Source organism: Mycobacterium sp. E787 (genome assembly GCF_001668725.1).
GTDB lineage: Bacteria > Actinomycetota > Actinomycetes > Mycobacteriales > Mycobacteriaceae > Mycobacterium.
Window position 1 is genome coordinate 1 of the sequence record NZ_LZKL01000017.1, and the last position, 16878, is coordinate 16878.

General features: G+C 69.3%; 17 protein-coding genes. 13 read left to right on the forward strand and 4 right to left on the reverse strand.

Annotation, left to right across the window (positions count from 1 at the left end; genetic code table 11):
- Together A5705_RS03340 and A5705_RS03345 are read left to right on the forward strand one after the other, a co-directional pair.
- Positions 1-598 (forward strand): RDD family protein (locus A5705_RS03340; protein WP_068275449.1); only part of this gene is annotated, 598 nt, incomplete at its 5' end.
- A gap of 262 nt (positions 599-860) precedes the next feature.
- Complete coding sequence (locus A5705_RS03345; RefSeq protein WP_067871878.1) at positions 861-2027, forward strand: cystathionine gamma-synthase; 1167 nt, start codon at positions 861-863, stop codon at positions 2025-2027.
- A 70-nt stretch (positions 2028-2097) separates the two neighbouring features.
- On the opposite strand, the gene greA is transcribed toward A5705_RS03345, so the two are convergent.
- Both greA and A5705_RS03355 read right to left on the reverse strand, forming a co-directional pair.
- The gene (gene greA / locus A5705_RS03350; protein ID WP_067871882.1) at positions 2098-2592 is read right to left on the reverse strand and encodes a transcription elongation factor GreA; all 495 of its coding nucleotides are present in this window, start codon (positions 2590-2592) and stop codon (positions 2098-2100) included.
- Positions 2593-2802: 210 nt separating this feature from the next.
- The gene (locus tag A5705_RS03355; RefSeq protein ID WP_067871885.1) at positions 2803-3237 is read right to left on the reverse strand and encodes a DUF4307 domain-containing protein; all 435 of its coding nucleotides are present in this window, start codon (positions 3235-3237) and stop codon (positions 2803-2805) included.
- 144 nt (positions 3238-3381) lie between these two features.
- Here A5705_RS03355 and mca point away from each other — a divergent pair, with 144 nt between their 5' ends.
- Genes mca through A5705_RS03375 form a run of 4 tightly spaced genes read left to right on the forward strand, consistent with a single transcriptional unit; the run spans position 3382 to position 6964 of the window.
- The gene (gene mca / locus A5705_RS03360; RefSeq protein ID WP_067871888.1) at positions 3382-4254 is read left to right on the forward strand and encodes a mycothiol conjugate amidase Mca; all 873 of its coding nucleotides are present in this window, start codon (positions 3382-3384) and stop codon (positions 4252-4254) included.
- On the forward strand, positions 4251-4538 hold the full coding sequence (locus A5705_RS03365; RefSeq protein ID WP_067871891.1) for a hypothetical protein: 288 nt from the start codon (positions 4251-4253) through the stop codon (positions 4536-4538). The genes mca and A5705_RS03365 overlap by 4 nt, the downstream gene beginning before the upstream one ends.
- Positions 4525-6558, forward strand: a complete 2034-nt coding sequence (locus tag A5705_RS03370; RefSeq protein ID WP_068275453.1) for a thioredoxin domain-containing protein — start codon at positions 4525-4527, stop codon at positions 6556-6558. Before A5705_RS03365 ends, A5705_RS03370 begins: the two co-directional genes overlap by 14 nt.
- A gap of 22 nt (positions 6559-6580) precedes the next feature.
- Positions 6581-6964: a nuclear transport factor 2 family protein gene (locus A5705_RS03375; RefSeq protein ID WP_067871895.1), complete on the forward strand. Its 384-nt coding sequence runs from the start codon at positions 6581-6583 to the stop codon at positions 6962-6964.
- Between the two features lie 4 nt (positions 6965-6968).
- On the opposite strand, the gene A5705_RS03380 is transcribed toward A5705_RS03375, so the two are convergent.
- Positions 6969-7721 carry a hemolysin III family protein gene (locus tag A5705_RS03380; protein ID WP_067871898.1) on the reverse strand — a complete coding sequence of 251 codons (753 nt, stop codon included), beginning with the start codon at positions 7719-7721 and terminating at the stop codon, positions 6969-6971.
- A gap of 134 nt (positions 7722-7855) precedes the next feature.
- Here A5705_RS03380 and A5705_RS03385 point away from each other — a divergent pair, with 134 nt between their 5' ends.
- The 4 genes from A5705_RS03385 (at position 7856) to A5705_RS03400 (ending at position 11940) form a co-directional block, all read left to right on the forward strand.
- Positions 7856-8644: a (2Z,6E)-farnesyl diphosphate synthase gene (locus A5705_RS03385; RefSeq protein WP_068275486.1), complete on the forward strand. Its 789-nt coding sequence runs from the start codon at positions 7856-7858 to the stop codon at positions 8642-8644.
- Between the two features lie 159 nt (positions 8645-8803).
- Positions 8804-10183, forward strand: a complete 1380-nt coding sequence (locus A5705_RS03390) for a hypothetical protein (protein ID WP_067871900.1) — start codon at positions 8804-8806, stop codon at positions 10181-10183.
- A 50-nt stretch (positions 10184-10233) separates the two neighbouring features.
- A complete protein-coding gene (locus A5705_RS03395) occupies positions 10234-11325 on the forward strand; it encodes a methyltransferase (protein ID WP_067871903.1) in 1092 nt (363 codons plus the stop codon).
- Between the two features lie 201 nt (positions 11326-11526).
- On the forward strand, positions 11527-11940 hold the full coding sequence (locus A5705_RS03400) for a hypothetical protein (protein WP_067871906.1): 414 nt from the start codon (positions 11527-11529) through the stop codon (positions 11938-11940).
- Between the two features lie 19 nt (positions 11941-11959).
- Here A5705_RS03400 and coaA read toward each other — a convergent pair whose 3' ends face one another.
- Positions 11960-12898: a type I pantothenate kinase gene (gene coaA, locus A5705_RS03405; RefSeq protein WP_067871909.1), complete on the reverse strand. Its 939-nt coding sequence runs from the start codon at positions 12896-12898 to the stop codon at positions 11960-11962.
- A gap of 115 nt (positions 12899-13013) precedes the next feature.
- Between coaA and glyA the strand changes: the two genes are divergently transcribed.
- The 3 genes from glyA (at position 13014) to A5705_RS03420 (ending at position 16769) form a co-directional block, all read left to right on the forward strand.
- On the forward strand, positions 13014-14303 hold the full coding sequence (glyA, locus tag A5705_RS03410; RefSeq protein ID WP_068275456.1) for a serine hydroxymethyltransferase: 1290 nt from the start codon (positions 13014-13016) through the stop codon (positions 14301-14303).
- A gap of 76 nt (positions 14304-14379) precedes the next feature.
- Positions 14380-15207, forward strand: a complete 828-nt coding sequence (locus A5705_RS03415) for an acyl-ACP desaturase (RefSeq protein WP_068275460.1) — start codon at positions 14380-14382, stop codon at positions 15205-15207.
- Positions 15208-15467: 260 nt separating this feature from the next.
- On the forward strand, positions 15468-16769 hold the full coding sequence (locus A5705_RS03420) for a PhoH family protein (RefSeq protein ID WP_068275487.1): 1302 nt from the start codon (positions 15468-15470) through the stop codon (positions 16767-16769).
- Positions 16770-16878 lie beyond the last annotated feature (109 nt).

Consider the following 16878-nt stretch of genomic DNA (forward strand, 5'->3'; position numbering starts at 1 on the left):
GTTCTGCAGGAAGGCGAAGGCGTCGTCCAGCTCCTGGTCGTTGGTGATCAGCGCGCCGCCCCCGTCGTCCGGCGGCTACGCGCCGCCCCCACCCGGGCCGGCGATCCGCGCCCTGCCGACGGAGTCCTACACGCCGTGGGTCACCAGGGTGCTGGCCTTCCTCATCGACAACATCCCGGCCGCGGTCCTGGTCGGCATCGGCGTCCTCGTGCAGGGCCTGACCACGCAGCAGTCGTGCGTCAGCGACGTCAACCAGTACAGCGTCAACCAGTACTGCGTCAGCCAGCCCAGCGGCCTCGGCATGCTGGTGTATTGGCTGACCGTCCTGCTGGCGATCGCCTACCTGGTGTGGAACTACGGCTACCGCCAGGGCACCACCGGCTCGAGCATCGGCAAGTCGGTGATGAAGTTCAAGGTGGTCAGCGAGGTCACCGGCCAGCCGATCGGTTTCGGGATGTCGGTCGTGCGCCAGCTCGCGCACTTCGTCGACCAGGTCATCTGCTACATCGGTTACCTGTTTCCGCTCTGGGACGCCAAACGGCAAACGTTGGCGGACAAGATCATGACGACGGTGTGCCTGCCGATCGAACAGGCCTGAACGGCGCCGAACGGCCGGGCATCACGCGGAGCCCATCCGCCGTTCGGAACCGAGCGCATCGGTCGGTGCGCCGCGGCGCTGGCCTATTCGGCGGTGTAGGTCGCGCAGCGGTCGGAAAGGGACAGTTCCGTCGCGGTGGCGCTGTCGGCGGGCATGGTGGTCTCCTCGGGTTTTTCCAAGCGGGGTCGTGCGCGCGGACACCTCGGACTACCCGGCCACCGATTTTCATCCCGGGCGGGGGCTGTCACTAGGCTATTCGTCGATGAGCGAGGACGGCAGCGGGCAGCACCGGTTCCGGGGGCTGGCCACCACAGCCATTCACGCCGGGTATCGGCCCGATCCGGCGACGGGAGCGGTGAACACCCCGATCTACGCAAGCAGCACGTTCGCCCAAGACGGCGTCGGCGGTCTGCGCGGCGGGTTCGAATACGCCCGCACCGGCAACCCGACCCGGGACGCGCTCGAGGCCTCGCTGGCGGCCGTCGAACAGGGCGCCTTCGGGCGCGCGTTCGGTTCCGGGATGGCCGCCACCGACTGCGCGCTGCGGGCGATGCTGCGGCCCGGCGACCACGTCGTCATCCCCAATGACGCCTACGGCGGCACGTTCCGGCTGATCGACAAGGTGTTCACCAGGTGGAACGTCACCTACACGCCGGTGGCGCTGTCCGATCTGGCGGCCGTGCGCGCCGCGATCACCCCGCAGACCCGACTGGTGTGGGTGGAAACGCCGACCAATCCGTTACTGACCATCGTCGACATCGCGGCCATCTCGGAAATCGGCCGCGGGAGCTCTGCGAAGGTGCTGGTGGACAACACCTTCGCCTCCCCGGCGTTGCAGCAGCCGTTGACGCTGGGCGCCGACGTCGTGCTGCACTCGACCACCAAATACATCGGCGGCCACTCCGACGTGGTGGGCGGCGCGCTGATCACCAACGACCAGGAGCTGGACGACGCCTTCGCCTTCCTGCAGAACAGCGCCGGCGCGGTGCCGGGCCCGTTCGACGCCTACCTGACGATGCGCGGCCTGAAGACGCTGGTGCTGCGGATGCAGCGGCACAGCGAAAACGCCTCGGCCGTAGCCGAATTCCTCGCCGGGCACCCCGCGGTGGGCGCGGTGCTGTACCCGGGCCTGCCCGACCACCCCGGGCACCGGGTCGCCGCAAGGCAGATGCGCGACTTCGGCGGGATGGTCTCGGTGCGCATGCGGGGCGGCCGGCCCGCCGCCGAGGAGCTGTGCGCCCGCACCGAGTTGTTCATCCTGGCCGAATCGCTGGGCGGGGTCGAGTCGCTGATCGAGCAGCCCAGCGCCATGACCCACGCCTCGACGGCCGGCTCACAGCTGGAAGTGCCCGGCGACCTGGTGCGGCTCTCCGTGGGCATCGAGGACGCCGCCGATCTGCTGGCCGACCTGGAACAGGCGCTGAGCTAGTAGGCCCACCAGACGCAAAAGCTCCCGACACGCCAGGCGCCAGGGGGCTTTTGCGTCTGCTCGCAGTAGATCAGGAGTGGTAGGGCTCCGCGCTGACAAGCGTGACCTCGACGGTGTTGCCGTTGGGCACGGTGTAGCTGCGGGTCTCGCCCACCTTGGCGTCGATCAGGGCGCCGCCAAGCGGTGAATTGGGCGAGTACACCTCGAGCTTGCCGTCGTTGACGCCCTCCTGCCGGGTGGCGATCAGGAAGGTCTCGCTGTCGGACTTGTCGCCGTTGTAGTAGACCTTGACCACCGAACCGGGCAGTGCGACGCCGGACTGCTTGGGCGCTTCGCCGACCTTGGCGTTGTTGAGCAGGTCCTGCAGTTGCCGGATGCGGGCCTCCTGCTGGCCCTGCTCTTCGCGGGCGGCGTGGTAGCCGCCGTTCTCGCGCAGGTCGCCCTCCTCGCGGCGGTCGTTGATTTCCGCGGCGATGATCGGGCGGTTCGCGATCAACTGGTCGAGCTCGGCCTTCAGTCGGTCATGTGACTCCTGAGTCAGCCAGGTCACCTGAGTATCCGTCATCTTGTCGTGCTCCTCGTATTGTCGTTCCGCGTAGTCGCGTAAGCCTGTGAACCCCGCTGCTTGGGGCTACCGCCGCTTCCCGTCCTCACGGCCATTAATGCAGCAATACACGGTCCCAGCAGGAACCGTGCATTCACCCATGTTACCACCGCGCAAACAATTGATGACCCGATATTCACTGTTCAACCTTCACTGTGCGGTCGGCGGCGGTCAGGACGGCCGCAGGTAGGCCGGCACGTCGGCGCCGCAGCCGTAGATGTCGGCCATCACCGGCGGCCGGAACGATTTCACCGTCGTCGTCACCTGCACCGTGGCCGCATCGGAGGGGGATACCAGCACTTCCCGTCGGCCGGTCTCGCTGCCGTCCTTGGCCCTCACCCGCACGATGCAGTCCACCGGCCGGGACGGGTCGGATCGCGTCACGCTGATCGTTACCGACGCCGTCTCGTCGTCGATCACCTGGTAACCGGCCAGCGTGCCCGCGACGTCGCTGGTGCCCAGCCGCCGGTAGCCGACGAACGCGACGACGAGGCCCGCCGCGACCGCCAGCACGGCCAGCCCGATGACCACGCGACGGCGCGGGACGCGCGACAGCCGCGACCGGCCGTAGCGGGCCTCGGGGCGCGACGGGGGAGTTTCGGTCATGCCTGGGTATGCCTGCACTGTGGGCTGTCGGACGCCGGCCGACAGGATGCAACGATCGAAACTGGAATTATAAGGTCGCTTCTAGCTCTTGTAGCCCTGCAGGGGCGACCAGCGAACCGACTCGGACAACTTGTAAGGGGGCACGTGAGCGAACTGCGGTTGATGGCGGTCCACGCACACCCTGACGACGAGTCCAGCAAGGGTGCGGCCACCCTCGCCCGCTACGCCGACGAGGGTCACCGCGTGTTGGTGGTGACGCTGACCGGCGGCGAGCGCGGCGACATTCTCAACCCCGCGATGGACCTGCCCGACGTGGTGGAACACATGGCCGAAATCCGCCGGGACGAGATGGCGAAGGCCGCCGAGATCCTCGGCGTGGAGCACACCTGGCTGGGTTTCATCGACTCCGGGTTGCCCACCGGCGACCCGCCGCCCCCGCTGCCCGACGGCTGCTTCGCGCTGGTGCCGCTGGAGGAATCGGTCGAGGCGCTGGTGCGCGTGGTCCGCGAGTTCCGGCCGCACGTGATCACCACCTACGACGAGAACGGCGGCTATCCGCACCCCGACCACATTCGCTGCCATCAGGTTTCGGTCGGCGCCTTCGAGGCGGCCGGCGACTACGCCCGCTTCCCGGACGCCGGCGAGCCGTGGACGGTGTCCAAGCTGTATTACAACCACGGCTTCCTGCGGGCGCGGATGCAGCTGCTGCACGACGAGTTCGTCAAGCGCGGCCAAGACGGCCCGTTCCAGAAGTGGCTCAAGCACTGGGATCCCGAGCACGACCCGTTCGAGTCCCGGGTGACGACGCGGGTCGAGTGCTCGGCGTACTTCAGCCAGCGCGACGACGCCCTGCGCGCGCACGCCACCCAGATCGACCCCAACGCCGAGTTCTTCGCGGCACCCATCGAATGGCAGCAAAGGCTTTGGCCCACAGAGGAATTCGAGCTGGCGCGCTCCCGCGTGCCGGTCAGACTGCCCGAGGACGACCTGTTCGCCGGAATCGAGGACGACGGGTGAATCACTACCTGGTCGGGTTGATCGCGGACGGACCGCACAATCACGGGCCCGACTTCGGCAAGGCCAGCCCGGTGGGCCTGCTGGTCGTGGTGCTGCTGCTGATCGCCACCCTGTTCCTGCTGCGCTCGATGAATCGGCAGCTGAAGAAGGTGCCGAAAACGTTCGACCCCGAACATCCCGAACCCGATCAGGCGGCCGACGAGGGCACCGACACGGTCGGTAAGGAGCCCGGGCGGCCCGACCATCCCGCGGGGGGACCAGGTTCCGGCGATGAGCCCGGCTGACTCCGCCGGAACGAACACCCTCGGGCTGGCCACCAGCCCCTATTTGCGCCAGCACGCCGACAACCCGGTGCACTGGCGGCAGTGGACGCCGCAAGCGCTGGCCGACGCGGCCGCGCGCGACGTGCCGATCCTGCTCTCCATCGGCTACGCCGCCTGCCACTGGTGCCACGTCATGGCCCACGAATCGTTCGAGGACGACGAGGTGGCCGCGGTGATGAACGCGGGATTCGTCTGCATCAAGGTCGACCGCGAGGAGCGGCCCGACCTCGACGCGGTCTACATGAACGCCACCGTCGCGCTCACCGGGCAGGGCGGCTGGCCGATGACCTGTTTCCTGACGCCCGACGGCCGCCCGTTCTTCTGTGGCACTTACTACCCGAAAGATGGCCTTCTGCAGCTTCTTTCGGCGGTATCCGCCACCTGGCGGGACCGCCGCGCGGAGGTCGAGGAGGCGTCGGACCGCATCGCAGGTGAGCTGCGCAACATGGTTGCCGGGCTGCCCGGCGGCCCGGACGTGGCGCCGGGGCTGTGTGACCACGCCGTCGCGTCGGTGCTGCGCGACCAGGACACGGTCCGCGGCGGGTTCGGCGGCGCCCCCAAGTTCCCGCCGTCGGCGCTCCTGGAGGCGTTGCTGCGCAACCACGAGCGCACCGGATCGGCGGCGGCGCTGGAGGCGGTCGCGCGCACCGGCACCGCGATGGCCCGCGGCGGCATCTACGACCAGCTTGCGGGCGGCTTCGCCCGGTACAGCGTCGACAACGCTTGGGTGGTACCGCATTTCGAGAAGATGCTGTACGACAACGCGCTGCTGCTGCGGGTTTACGCGCACTGGGCCCGGCGCACTTCAGAGCCGCTGTCTCGCCGCGTCGCCGCCCAGACCGCGCGGTTCCTGCTCGACGAGCTCACCGACGGTGACATGTTCGTCTCGTCGCTGGACGCGGACACCGAGGGCCGCGAGGGCGCGACCTACGTGTGGACGCCGGCACAGCTGACCGAGGTGCTCGGGGTCGACGACGGTCGTTGGGCCGCAAAGGTTTTCGCGGTCACCCCGTCCGGCACGTTCGAACACGGCAGCTCGGTGCTGCAGTTGCCCGCCGACCCCGACGATCTGCAACGGGCCGAACGCGTCCGGGCCGCGCTGCTGGCCGCTCGCCTGAACCGGGCCCAGCCGGGACGCGACGACAAGGTCGTCACGTCGTGGAACGGGCTGGCGATCACCGCGCTGGCCGAGGCGAGTGTGGCGCTGGAGGATCCCGAGCTGGCCTCTGAACTAACCACGGCCGCAAGGCGGTGCGCGTCGGCGCTGCTGGACACCCACCTCGTCGAGGGCCGGCTGCGGCGCGCCAGCCTGGGCGGGGTAGTCGGCGACAGCCCAGGCATCCTCGAGGATTACGCGATGCTCGCCACGGGGCTGCTCGCGCTGCACCAGCTGACGGCTGAAGAGGTCTGGCTGACCGCGGCGACCGGCCTGCTGGACACCGCGCTGCGGCACTTCGCCGACCCGCAGCGACCCGGTCGGTGGTTCGACACCGCCGACGATGCCGAGCGGTTGATGTTGCGGCCCGCGGACCCCCTCGACGGTGCGACGCCGTCGGGCGCGTCGTCGGTGACCGAGGCGCTGCTGACGGCGGCGCACCTGGTCGACGGCGAACCCGCCGAGCGCTACCTGCGGGCGGCGTCCGACTCGCTGGCCGCGCACTCCGTGCTGCTGGAGCGCGCGCCGCGTTCGGCCGGGCACTGGCTGGCCGTCGCGGAAGCCGCGGTGCGGGGACCGCTGCAGATCGCCGTCGCCTGCGACCCTTCAACAGGCGAGCGGTCGGAGCTGCTGGCCGACGCGCGCCGGCTGGCCCCCGGCGGGGCGATCGTGGTCGGCGGCGCGGTGGGCTCGTCGGTGCTGCTGGCCGGCCGGGACCGGGTGGGTGGCGCCGACGCCGCCTATGTCTGCCGCGGCCGGGTGTGCGATCTGCCGGTCACCGGGACGGCCGAACTGGCGGCCGCCCTGGGGGTTTCGCGACCGTAGCCCGGCGGTTACCCTGCGTCCCATGCCGAATCCCACGGACAGGGTCCAAGCGATCACCGAGACCGTCAACCGTTACATCGAGCTGGTCGCCAAGGGCAGCGCCGACGACATCGTCGAGCTGTACGCCGACGACGCGACCGTCGAGGACCCGGTCGGGGGCGAGGTGCACATCGGGCGCCGGGCGATCCGCGGTTTCTACGCCGCAGTCAGCGACGTGCAGCGCGAATGCGAGCTGGTGACCCTGCGGGTGGCCGGCAACGAGGCGGCCTTCCAGTTCCGCCTGACGGTGACCGCGGGCGAGCACCGGATGGTGATCGAGCCGATCGACGTGATGGTCTTCGACGACCGCGGCAAGGTCACCGCCATGAAGGCCTACTGGTCGTCGGCCGACGTGACGCAGCTGTAGCCCGTCAGGCCGGGTGGCCGACGTAGAAGACCGCGAGCCACATGGCGATGTAGTGCAGGATCGCCGCGACCACGGTGAAGGCGTGGAAGAACTCGTGATAGCCGAACGTCTTCGGCCACGGGTCCGGCCAGCGCAGCCCGTAGAGCAGGCCGCCGATGCTGTAGAACGCGCCGCCGACGGCGAGCAGCACCATCGCCGCCACCCCGGCGACGTGGATGATCGTCGGCGCGTACCAGACCGCCACCCAGCCCAATAGCAGGTAGAGCGGCACGCCCACCCAGCGCGGCGCCGACGGCCAGCACACCTTCAACGCGATGCCGGCCAGCGCGCCGCCCCACACGATCCACATCACCAGGCGCCCGTCCGCGGGCGGCATGGCCAGCATCGCGAACGGCGTGTAGCTGCCGGCGATGAACAGGAAGATCATCGAATGGTCGAGCCGCTTCATCAGGTTCCGGCTCTTCGCGGATTTCCAGGTGACCCGGTGGTAGGTGGCGCTGACGCCGAACATCGCCACCGTGGCCAGGGCGTAGGCGAACGTCGTCAGCCCCGCACGGGTGGACGCCACCGCCCACGACACCGACACCAGGCTCGCGCCGCAGACGACCGCCAGCCACGCCGAGTAGAAGTGGATCCAACCGCGCATGCGCGGCTTCGACACGGTCTGCGCGGCACCCTCGACGAGTTGTTCGACGGGATTGCCGGGTGCGAGCGCCTCTGGCTCCGCGTTGGGGGACGTGCTGGTTCTGCTGCTCATGTCTCCTGTTGCCTCGCCTTGGCCGTTAACAATCAACAGTAGCCGCGAACGACCGTGACACGCTGTCGGACGTGCGGTGGTTCGCCGCGAATCCACCCCGGAATTTGACGCCGCTCACAGTAGTGTGGAGCTTCGTGGAGATCATCCCGCCGCGGCTCAAGGAGCCGTTGTACCGCGTCTACGAGCTGCGGCTGCGGCAGGGTCTGGCGGCCTCCAAGTCCGAACTTCCGCGCCACATCGCGGTGCTGTGCGACGGGAATCGGCGCTGGGCGCGCAATGCGGGCTACGACGACGTCAGCTATGGCTACCGGATGGGCGCCGTCAAGATCGCCGAAATGCTGCGGTGGTGCCAGGAGGCCGGCATCGAGATGACGACCGTGTACCTGCTGTCCACCGAAAACCTGCAGCGCGATCCCGACGAGCTGGCCGGGCTGATCGAGATCATCACCGACGTGGTGGAGGAGATCTGCGCACCGGCCAACCGCTGGAGCGTGCGGACCGTCGGTGACCTCGGGCTGATCGGCGAGGAGCAGGCCCGCCGGGTGCGCGATGCGGTCGAGTCCACACCGGCCGTGGCCCAGTTCCACGTCAACGTCGCGGTCGGCTACGGCGGCCGTCGCGAGATCGTCGACGCGGTACGGGCGCTGCTGAGCAAGGAACTCGCCAACGGCGCCACCGCCGAGGAACTCATCGAGGCGGTGACCGTCGACGGCATCTCCGAAAACCTGTACACCTCAGGGCAACCCGACCCCGACCTGGTCATCCGGACCTCGGGGGAGCAGCGGTTGTCGGGATTTCTGCTGTGGCAGAGCGCCTACTCGGAGATGTGGTTCACGGAGGCGCACTGGCCCGCCTTCCGGCGCGTCGATTTCCTGCGGGCGCTGCGCGACTACAGCCAGCGACACCGTAGGTACGGCAAGTAGCCGGTGCCGATCGCAAGCCCTTTCCTATCTGCGCCGAACGTGCTCTGATGGCGCGATTTTCTCGATTCTCGCGCCGTCAGATCACGCTCGGCGAACCTAAGCCGGCGTAGCCGGTAGCAGCGGGTCGGCACGAATCCGGCCACATGCCACACTGGATTCATGGCTGCGCTGTCGGCTGTGGTGTTCACGCTGAGCGGATGGCTGGGGTTGTACCTGCTGGCCCGCGACCCGCGTAAGCCGGTGCTGGCGCTGGCGGCGGCGGGGTTGTGTGGCTTCGCGGTGGTGGTGGCGCTGGACGCGGTGCGCTCGGTCGACGCCCCGCGCCTCGCGGCGCTCGGCGGCCTGGAGATCTACCTGGCCGCCGTGCCCAGCGTGGCGTGGTTCGCGGTGTTGGTCGAGCTGTCCCGGCCGGGCGACCACTGGCGGGCACGCACGGGGGAGTTGTTGCTCGTCGGCGGTGTCGGTGCGCTCACGCTGGTCGGGGCGGCGATGGCCGGCAGCGTCGAGGGTCCGCTGCGGCCGGGCCACCTGCTGATGATGGCGGTGATCTCGATGTCGACGCTTGGGGCGATGGTCGTAGCGGTGCGCCGGCATGCCCAGCCGACACCGGTCGCCGGTGTGGTCGTGATGGCGACCCTGTTCTTCGCCCTGGCCAACGCCATCCTGATCATCCCGCTCGGTCTGGTGCCCAGCTGGCTGGCCCTGGCGTCGACGGGGTTCGACGTCCTGGCGCTCGGCGTGGCGGTGGCCCTGTGGGACGCCTTCGACGAGGGCCAGGCACTGCGCGCCGACATGCTGCGCTCGTTCGCCGGCTGTTCGGCCGTGGCCACGCTGTTCGGCGGGCAGGCGCTGATCGGGTTGGCGCTGACCCGGCACCAGCCCGCGACGCAGCTCGTGCTGACGGCCTTGCTGTTCACCACGCTGACGATCGCGATCACCGTGCAGGTGCTGGCCGATCCGCTGGCCGGGTTGCTGGACCGGCTGGCGTTCTCGAAGTCGCCCGCCCTGCGGGCCGACCGGGCCGCCCTGCGGCACACGGGGGCGGCGTTGCCGCTGCGCTCGCCCGATCCGCTCGGCGACCTTCGGGACGTCGACGACGACACCTTCGCCAGGCTCACCCGCCGCGCGCTGGGCCACTACGCCGACCTGACCAAGCTGGTCGCCAGCCCGCTGACCGCGCTGCCGGTGATCGACGACCGGCTGGCCGCGCGGGGCGCGCCCGATCACCCGCTGGAGCGGGCCAACGAGCTCAAGGCTGTCCTCGCCGACGGTATCGCGCGGCTGAAACCCCGCAACGCCGGCGATTTCGGCACCACCGAGGAGTGGCGCTACTACAACTCCCTGTACTTCCCCTACGTCGTCGGCGTCCGCGCGTACGCGCAGAACGCCACCGCCGCCGGGCTGGATCCGACCGCCCGGCAGGCCTGGCAGTGGCTGGTCACCGAGGTCCCGCAGCGTTCGTTGCACAACTGGCAAAACGCCGCGGCGCGCCTGATCGCCGCCGATCTGCGCGGGGTCAGCCTGACGCGACCGGCGTAACGCCGCGGCGGGTTACGCTCGCGGACGAAGATCCGACGCAAGGGGCATCAATGGCTGCATCGAAGATTCCGCCGGCAAAGGTCGTCCGGGCGATCGAGGTGGTCCGGCATCACCTCGGCCGGCTGCACGCCCGGACCTTCCCCGCGCCCGCCGCGCTGATGGAAATGGTCATGAACGCCTGGGTCTCCCAGGCGATTACGGCCGCTGCCGACCTCGGGATCGCCGATGCGCTGGCGAGCGGGCCGCTGTCGGCGGAGGACCTCGCGGCGGCGGTGGGCGCGGACCGCGACGCGTTGGCCCGGCTGATGCGGGCCCTCATCTCGCGCGGGATCTTCCGCCAGCGTCGCGACGGCCGCTACGACCTCACCCGGCTGGCGCAACCGCTGCGCAGTGACGCCGAGGTGTCCCTCGCGGCGTGGGCCAGGTGGCTCGGTTCGGCCGAGAATCGTGAGCATTGGAGTCACCTCAGCGAAAGCCTCCGACACGGCGAGTGCGTCGCCTGCGAGGCGCGGGGCCAATCCCTCTTCGAGTTCCTGGCCGGCCAGCCGGAACTACAGGACATCTTCAACCAGGCCATGACCGGAGTGTCCGAAATCTCGATCGCACCGCTCGTCGCCGCCTACGACTTCACCCCCTATGGCACCATCGTCGACGTCGGGGGCGGCCGCGGCCGACTGCTGGCGGCGATGCTGACCGCCGCACCGCACGCGCGCGGAGTGCTCTTCGACCAGCCCCACGTCGTCGCCGAGGCGCCGGCCGAACTTCGCAAACACCGGGTGTTGGACCGGGTGCGGATCGCCGAAGGATCCTTCTTCGACGACGACATACCGGCCGGCGGCGACGCGTACGTGCTGAAGAACGTGATACACGACTGGCCCGACGAGCAGGCGGTGCGCATCCTGTCCAACGTGCGGGCGTCGGCGGACGCCGGCAAGCACCTGCTGCTGGTCGAACTCGTGATCCCCGAACACAACCGCGAGTTCGCGGGCAAGTGGCTGGACCTGGAAATGTTCGTCAGCGCCACGTCGCGTGAGCGCACCGCGGACGAATACGGTCGGCTGCTCGACAGCGCCGGGTTTCACCTGAATCGGGTGGTGGAGACGGTGTCTCCGTTCAGCGTCGTGGAGGCCGTCGCGGTCTGATGCCGCGGCGACCGATCGCGCCACCGACCCCACGTTTCGGGACACATTTGGTTTTGATTCGGCGCAGACGGGAATAGCGCGACGAACTCCCTGGTCGTTGTACCCGTGGCAGCAGTTGGCAGCGCCACGAGTCGATCTGGCAGTGCTCTGGCGGCACGCTCAAACCTGTTCGACCCTTCCGCCATCGCTAGGAGTAATTCCATGACCGCAGTTTCTGGTCTCCCCACCCGACCCCTGTATGACTCGACCGACTCGCTGCTGCGTTTCGTCATGCGCGCCGACGCGACCCTCACGGGCTTGTGCGGCCTGGCCGTCGCCTTCTTCGCGGACCCGATCTCGTCGCTGACCGGCCTGACCTCGGGCCAGGAGTTCGCCCTGGGCGCCTTGTTCGTCCTCTACGGCGTCGCGGTGTTCAGCCTCGCGGCGGCGCCGAACCTGCGCGGTGTCGGAATCGGGGTCGTCGCGGCCAACGTCGTCTTCACCCTCGCCGCGATCGCGGCGGCCGAGGGCCTGCCGATGACCGCGACGGGTGTCGCGGCGACGCTGGCCACCGGCGTGCTGACCGCCGCGTTCGCGTGGCTGCAGTACCTGGGAGTGCGTCGCCTCGCGGCGTAGCTCCTTGCCCGCCCCCGCGCTACAGCTTGCGCAACCGGAGCCGGTTGATGGAGTGATCGGCGTCCTTGCGCAGGACCAGCGTGGCGCGGGGGCGGGTGGGCAGGATGTTCTCGACCAGGTTCGGCCGGTTGATAGACCGCCAGATCTCGCGGGCGGCGGCGACGGCCTTGGTGTCGTTGAGGGCCGAGTAGTGGTGGAAGTGCGATTCCGGATCGGCGAAGGCGGTGCCGCGCAACGACAAGAACCGCGAGACGTACCACTGCTCGATGTCCTCGATCCGGGCGTCCACGTACAGCGAGAAGTCGAACAGGTCGGACACCATCAGGGTCGGACCGGTCTGCAGGACGTTGAGGCCCTCGAGGATCAGGATGTCGGGATGGCGCACGACATGCTTGGCCCCCGGGATGATGTCGTACTTCAAATGCGAGTACACCGGCGCGCACGCGTAGTCGGAACCCGATTTGACCGACGTCACGAACCGCATCAACGCCCGGCGGTTGTAGCTCTCCGGAAAACCCTTGCGGTGCATCAGGTTTCGCCGGTCCAACTCGGCGTTGGGGTACAGGAAGCCGTCGGTGGTGACCAGGTCCACCCGGGGGTGGTGGTCCCAGCGGGCCAACAGCGCCTGCAGCACGCGGGCCGTCGTCGACTTGCCGACCGCCACGCTGCCGGCGACGCCGATGATGAACGGCACCGGCCGGTCCGGGTTTTGCTGCGGCTCGCCGAGGAATTCTGCGGTGGCGGCGAACAGCCGCTGGCGCGCGGCGACCTGAAGGTGGATGAGCCGGGCCAGCGGCAGGTACACCTCTTCGACCTCCAGCAGGTCGATCTGCTCACCGAGACCGCGCAGCCCGACCAGTTCCTCTTCGGTGAGGGCCAGCGGCGTCGACATACGAAGCGCACGCCATTGCTTCCGGTCGAACTCCACATACGGGCTCGGCTCGCTAAGCCGCGGCATGGTGCCAAGTGTTGCAGGGGCGGACGCGCGCCCGACGGCTGGGCTGGCCAAAACCGTGCTGGATAGACTGGCGCCCGTGACTGCCGCACCTGATGCCCGACCCACCGCGTCCGTGATGTCGGCCCCGCTCGCCGAGGTCGACCCCGACATCGCCGAGCTGCTCGACAAGGAGCTGAGCCGGCAACGGGACACCCTGGAGATGATCGCGTCGGAGAACTTCGTGCCGCGCTCGGTGCTGCAGGCCCAGGGCAGCGTGCTGACCAACAAGTACGCCGAGGGCCTGCCGGGCCGGCGCTACTACGGCGGCTGCGAGCACGTCGACGTCGTGGAGAACATCGCCCGCGACCGGGCCAAGGCCCTGTTCGGCGCCGAGTTCGCCAACGTCCAGCCACATTCGGGCGCCCAGGCCAACGCCGCGGTGCTGCACGCGCTGATGTCTCCCGGGGAGCACCTGCTCGGCCTGGACCTGGCCAACGGCGGCCACCTCACCCACGGCATGAAGCTGAACTTCTCCGGAAAGCTGTACAACGCCGGGTTTTACGGCGTCGACCCGACGACCCACCTGGTCGACATGGACGCGGTGCGGGCCAGGGCGCTCGAGTTCCGCCCCAAGGTGATCATCGCCGGCTGGTCGGCCTACCCGCGGATCCTCGACTTCGCCGCGTTCGCCTCGATCGCCGACGAGGTCGACGCCAAGTTGTGGGTGGACATGGCGCACTTCGCCGGGCTGGTCGCCGTGGGCCTGCACCCGTCGCCGGTGCCGCACGCCGACGTCGTGTCCACGACCGTGCACAAGACGCTCGGCGGCGCCCGATCCGGCATGATCCTGGGCAAGCAGGAGTACGCGAAGGCCATCAATTCGGCGGTGTTCCCGGGCCAGCAGGGCGGTCCGCTGATGCACGTCATCGCGGGCAAGGCCGTCGCGCTCAAGATCGCCACCACCCCCGAGTTCGCCGACCGCCAGCAGCGCACGCTGTCCGGGGCGCGCATCGTGGCGGACCGGCTGCTGGCCGCCGACGTGGCCAAGGCCGGCGTGTCCGTGGTCAGCGGCGGCACCGACGTGCACCTGGTGCTGGTGGACCTGCGCGACTCGCCGCTGAACGGCAAGGCGGCCGAGGACCTGCTGCACGAGGTCGGCATCACCGTCAACCGCAACGCCGTCCCGAACGACCCGCGGCCGCCGATGGTGACGTCCGGCCTGCGGGTGGGCACGCCCGCGCTGGCCACCCGCGGTTTCGGGGACGCCGAGTTCACCGAGGTGGCCGACATCATCGCCACCGCGCTGGCGGCCGGCACGTCCGCGGACGTGCCGGCGCTGCGGCAGCGGGTGACGCGGCTGGCCAGGGACTTCCCGCTCTACGAGGGGCTGGAGACCTGGACGCTGGTCGACCGTTCGGCCGATTAGGGACCAAAGTCACCAATCGGCGTCGACACGCGCCAACCATTTCACAGAACCTGTACCTCCGAGTTACAGTAACCGCATGGCACAGAAACCTGTTCCTAACGCGCTGACCCTCGAACTGGAGCCGGTTGTCGAGCGGCTCATGGACAACCACCTCAACACCGAGGAACTCTGGTTCGCCCACGATTACGTCCCGTTCGACCAGGGCGAGAACTTCGCCTTCCTGGGCGGACGCGACTGGGACCCGTCCCAGGCGACGCTGCCGCGGACCATCACGGACGCGTGCGAGATCCTGCTGCTGCTCAAGGACAACCTCGCCGGCCATCACCGCGAGCTCGTCGAGCACTTCATCCTCGAGGAGTGGTGGGGCCGCTGGCTCGGCCGGTGGACCGCCGAGGAGCACCTGCACGCCATCGCGTTGCGCGAATATCTGGTGGTGACCCGCGAGGTGGACCCCACGGCCAACGAAGAGGCCCGCGTCCGGTACGTGATGAAGGGCTATCGCGCCGACACCTACAGCCAGGTGGAGACCCTCGTCTACATGGCCTTCACCGAGCGCACCCACGCGGTGTTCTGCCGCAACCTGGCCGCCCAGATCGAAGAGCCGGTGCTGGCCGGGCTCGTCGACCGGATCCGCAGGGACGAGGAGCGCCACGAGCACATGTTCGCCAGCCTCGTCGCACACTGCCTCACCTACACCCGGGACGAGACGATCGCGGCGATCGCCGCGCGGGCGGCGGATCTTCAGGTCCCCGGCGCCGACATCGATGACTACCGGGACAAGGTGCGCGCCGTCGCCGACGCGGGCACCTTCACGCCCGAGGACCTGAAGCAGGCGATCTCCGACCGCATCACCGCATGGGGTGTGGCCGGCGAGCCCGCGCTCAAGCAATTCGTCATCGGTTAATCCGAACGTCACCCAAACCGGCCGCCGCCCGCGGCCGGTTTTTGGTGTCGCCGTGTCGGTCTCGGCGCGCCTGCCCGGCGGCCGAGCGGCCACGAGAGTAGCGTCGTTTCCGATGGCCAGCGACATGCTCTGCTGCCAGGGCGGCACCTCCCGTCACCACGGTGACACTAGTGGCAGGACCGGCCCCGGTCCTGGTGCTGCGGCTCCCGCCGACATGCCTGTGCGGGTCCGCGCGGGCTTACCCGCTCGAGGAGCGCTTCGTGACCGAAATCCGGACCTATGTGCTCGACACCTCCGTGCTGCTGTCCGATCCGTGGGCGTGCAGCCGGTTCGCCGAACACGAGGTGGTGGTGCCGCTCGTGGTGATCAGCGAACTGGAGGCCAAACGCCACCACCACGAACTGGGCTGGTTCGCCCGTCAGGCCTTGCGCCTGTTCGATGATCTGCGACTCGAGCACGGACGGCTGGATCAGCCGATTCCCGTTGGCGCACAAGGTGGTTCGCTGCACGTCGAGCTGAACCACACCGACCCGTCGGTGCTGCCCGCGGGCTTTCGCACCGACAGCAACGACTCCCGGATCCTGAGCTGCGCCGCCAACCTCGCCGCCGAGGGCAAGCGAGTCACGTTGGTCAGCAAGGACATTCCGCTGCGCGTCAAGGCCGCCGCGGTGGGCCTGTCCGCCGACGAATACCACGCGCAGGATGTGGTGGTGTCCGGCTGGTCGGGGATGCACGAGGTCGAGACGGCCGCCGAGGACATCGACGCGCTGTTCGCCGACGGCGAGATCGATCTCGCCGAGGCGCGGGACCTGCCCTGCCACACGGGAATTCGGTTGCTGGGGGGCAGTTCGCACGCGCTGGGCCGGGTTACCGCCGCCAAGCGCGTGCAGCTGGTCCGCGGCGACCGCGAGGTGTTCGGGTTGCGGGGCCGTTCCGCCGAACAGCGCGTGGCGCTCGACCTGCTGCTGGACGAGTCGGTGGGCATCGTGTCGCTGGGCGGCAAGGCCGGCACCGGCAAGTCGGCGCTGGCGCTGTGCGCGGGTCTCGAGGCGGTGCTCGAACGGCGCACCCAGCGCAAGGTGGTGGTGTTCCGCCCGCTGTATGCCGTCGGCGGCCAGGAGCTGGGGTACCTGCCCGGCAGCGAGAGCGAAAAGATGGGCCCGTGGGCGCAGGCGGTCTTCGACACCCTCGAGGGGCTGGCCAGCCCGGCGGTGCTCGAGGAGGTCCTGTCGCGGGGGATGCTCGAGGTGCTGCCGCTGACCCACATCCGGGGCCGGTCGCTGCACGACTCGTTCGTGATCGTCGACGAGGCGCAGTCGCTGGAGCGCAATGTGCTGCTGACCGTGCTGTCCAGGTTGGGCACCGGGTCGCGGGTGGTGCTGACCCACGACATCGCCCAGCGCGACAACCTGCGCGTCGGGCGCCACGACGGGGTCGCGGCGGTGATCGAGAAGCTGAAGGGCCATCCGCTGTTCGCCCACATCACCCTGCTGCGCAGCGAGCGGTCGCCGATCGCCGCGCTGGTCACCGAGATGCTCGAGGAGATCGCCGGGCCGCACTGAGTGTGAGTCCAGGGCTTTGGGTGTGCGGCCAGGGCGGGAAAATCGCGCAAATCGCGCCTTGTATACACACTGAAAGCCCTGGTTACACGGTCAACCCCCCGGCCGCGCA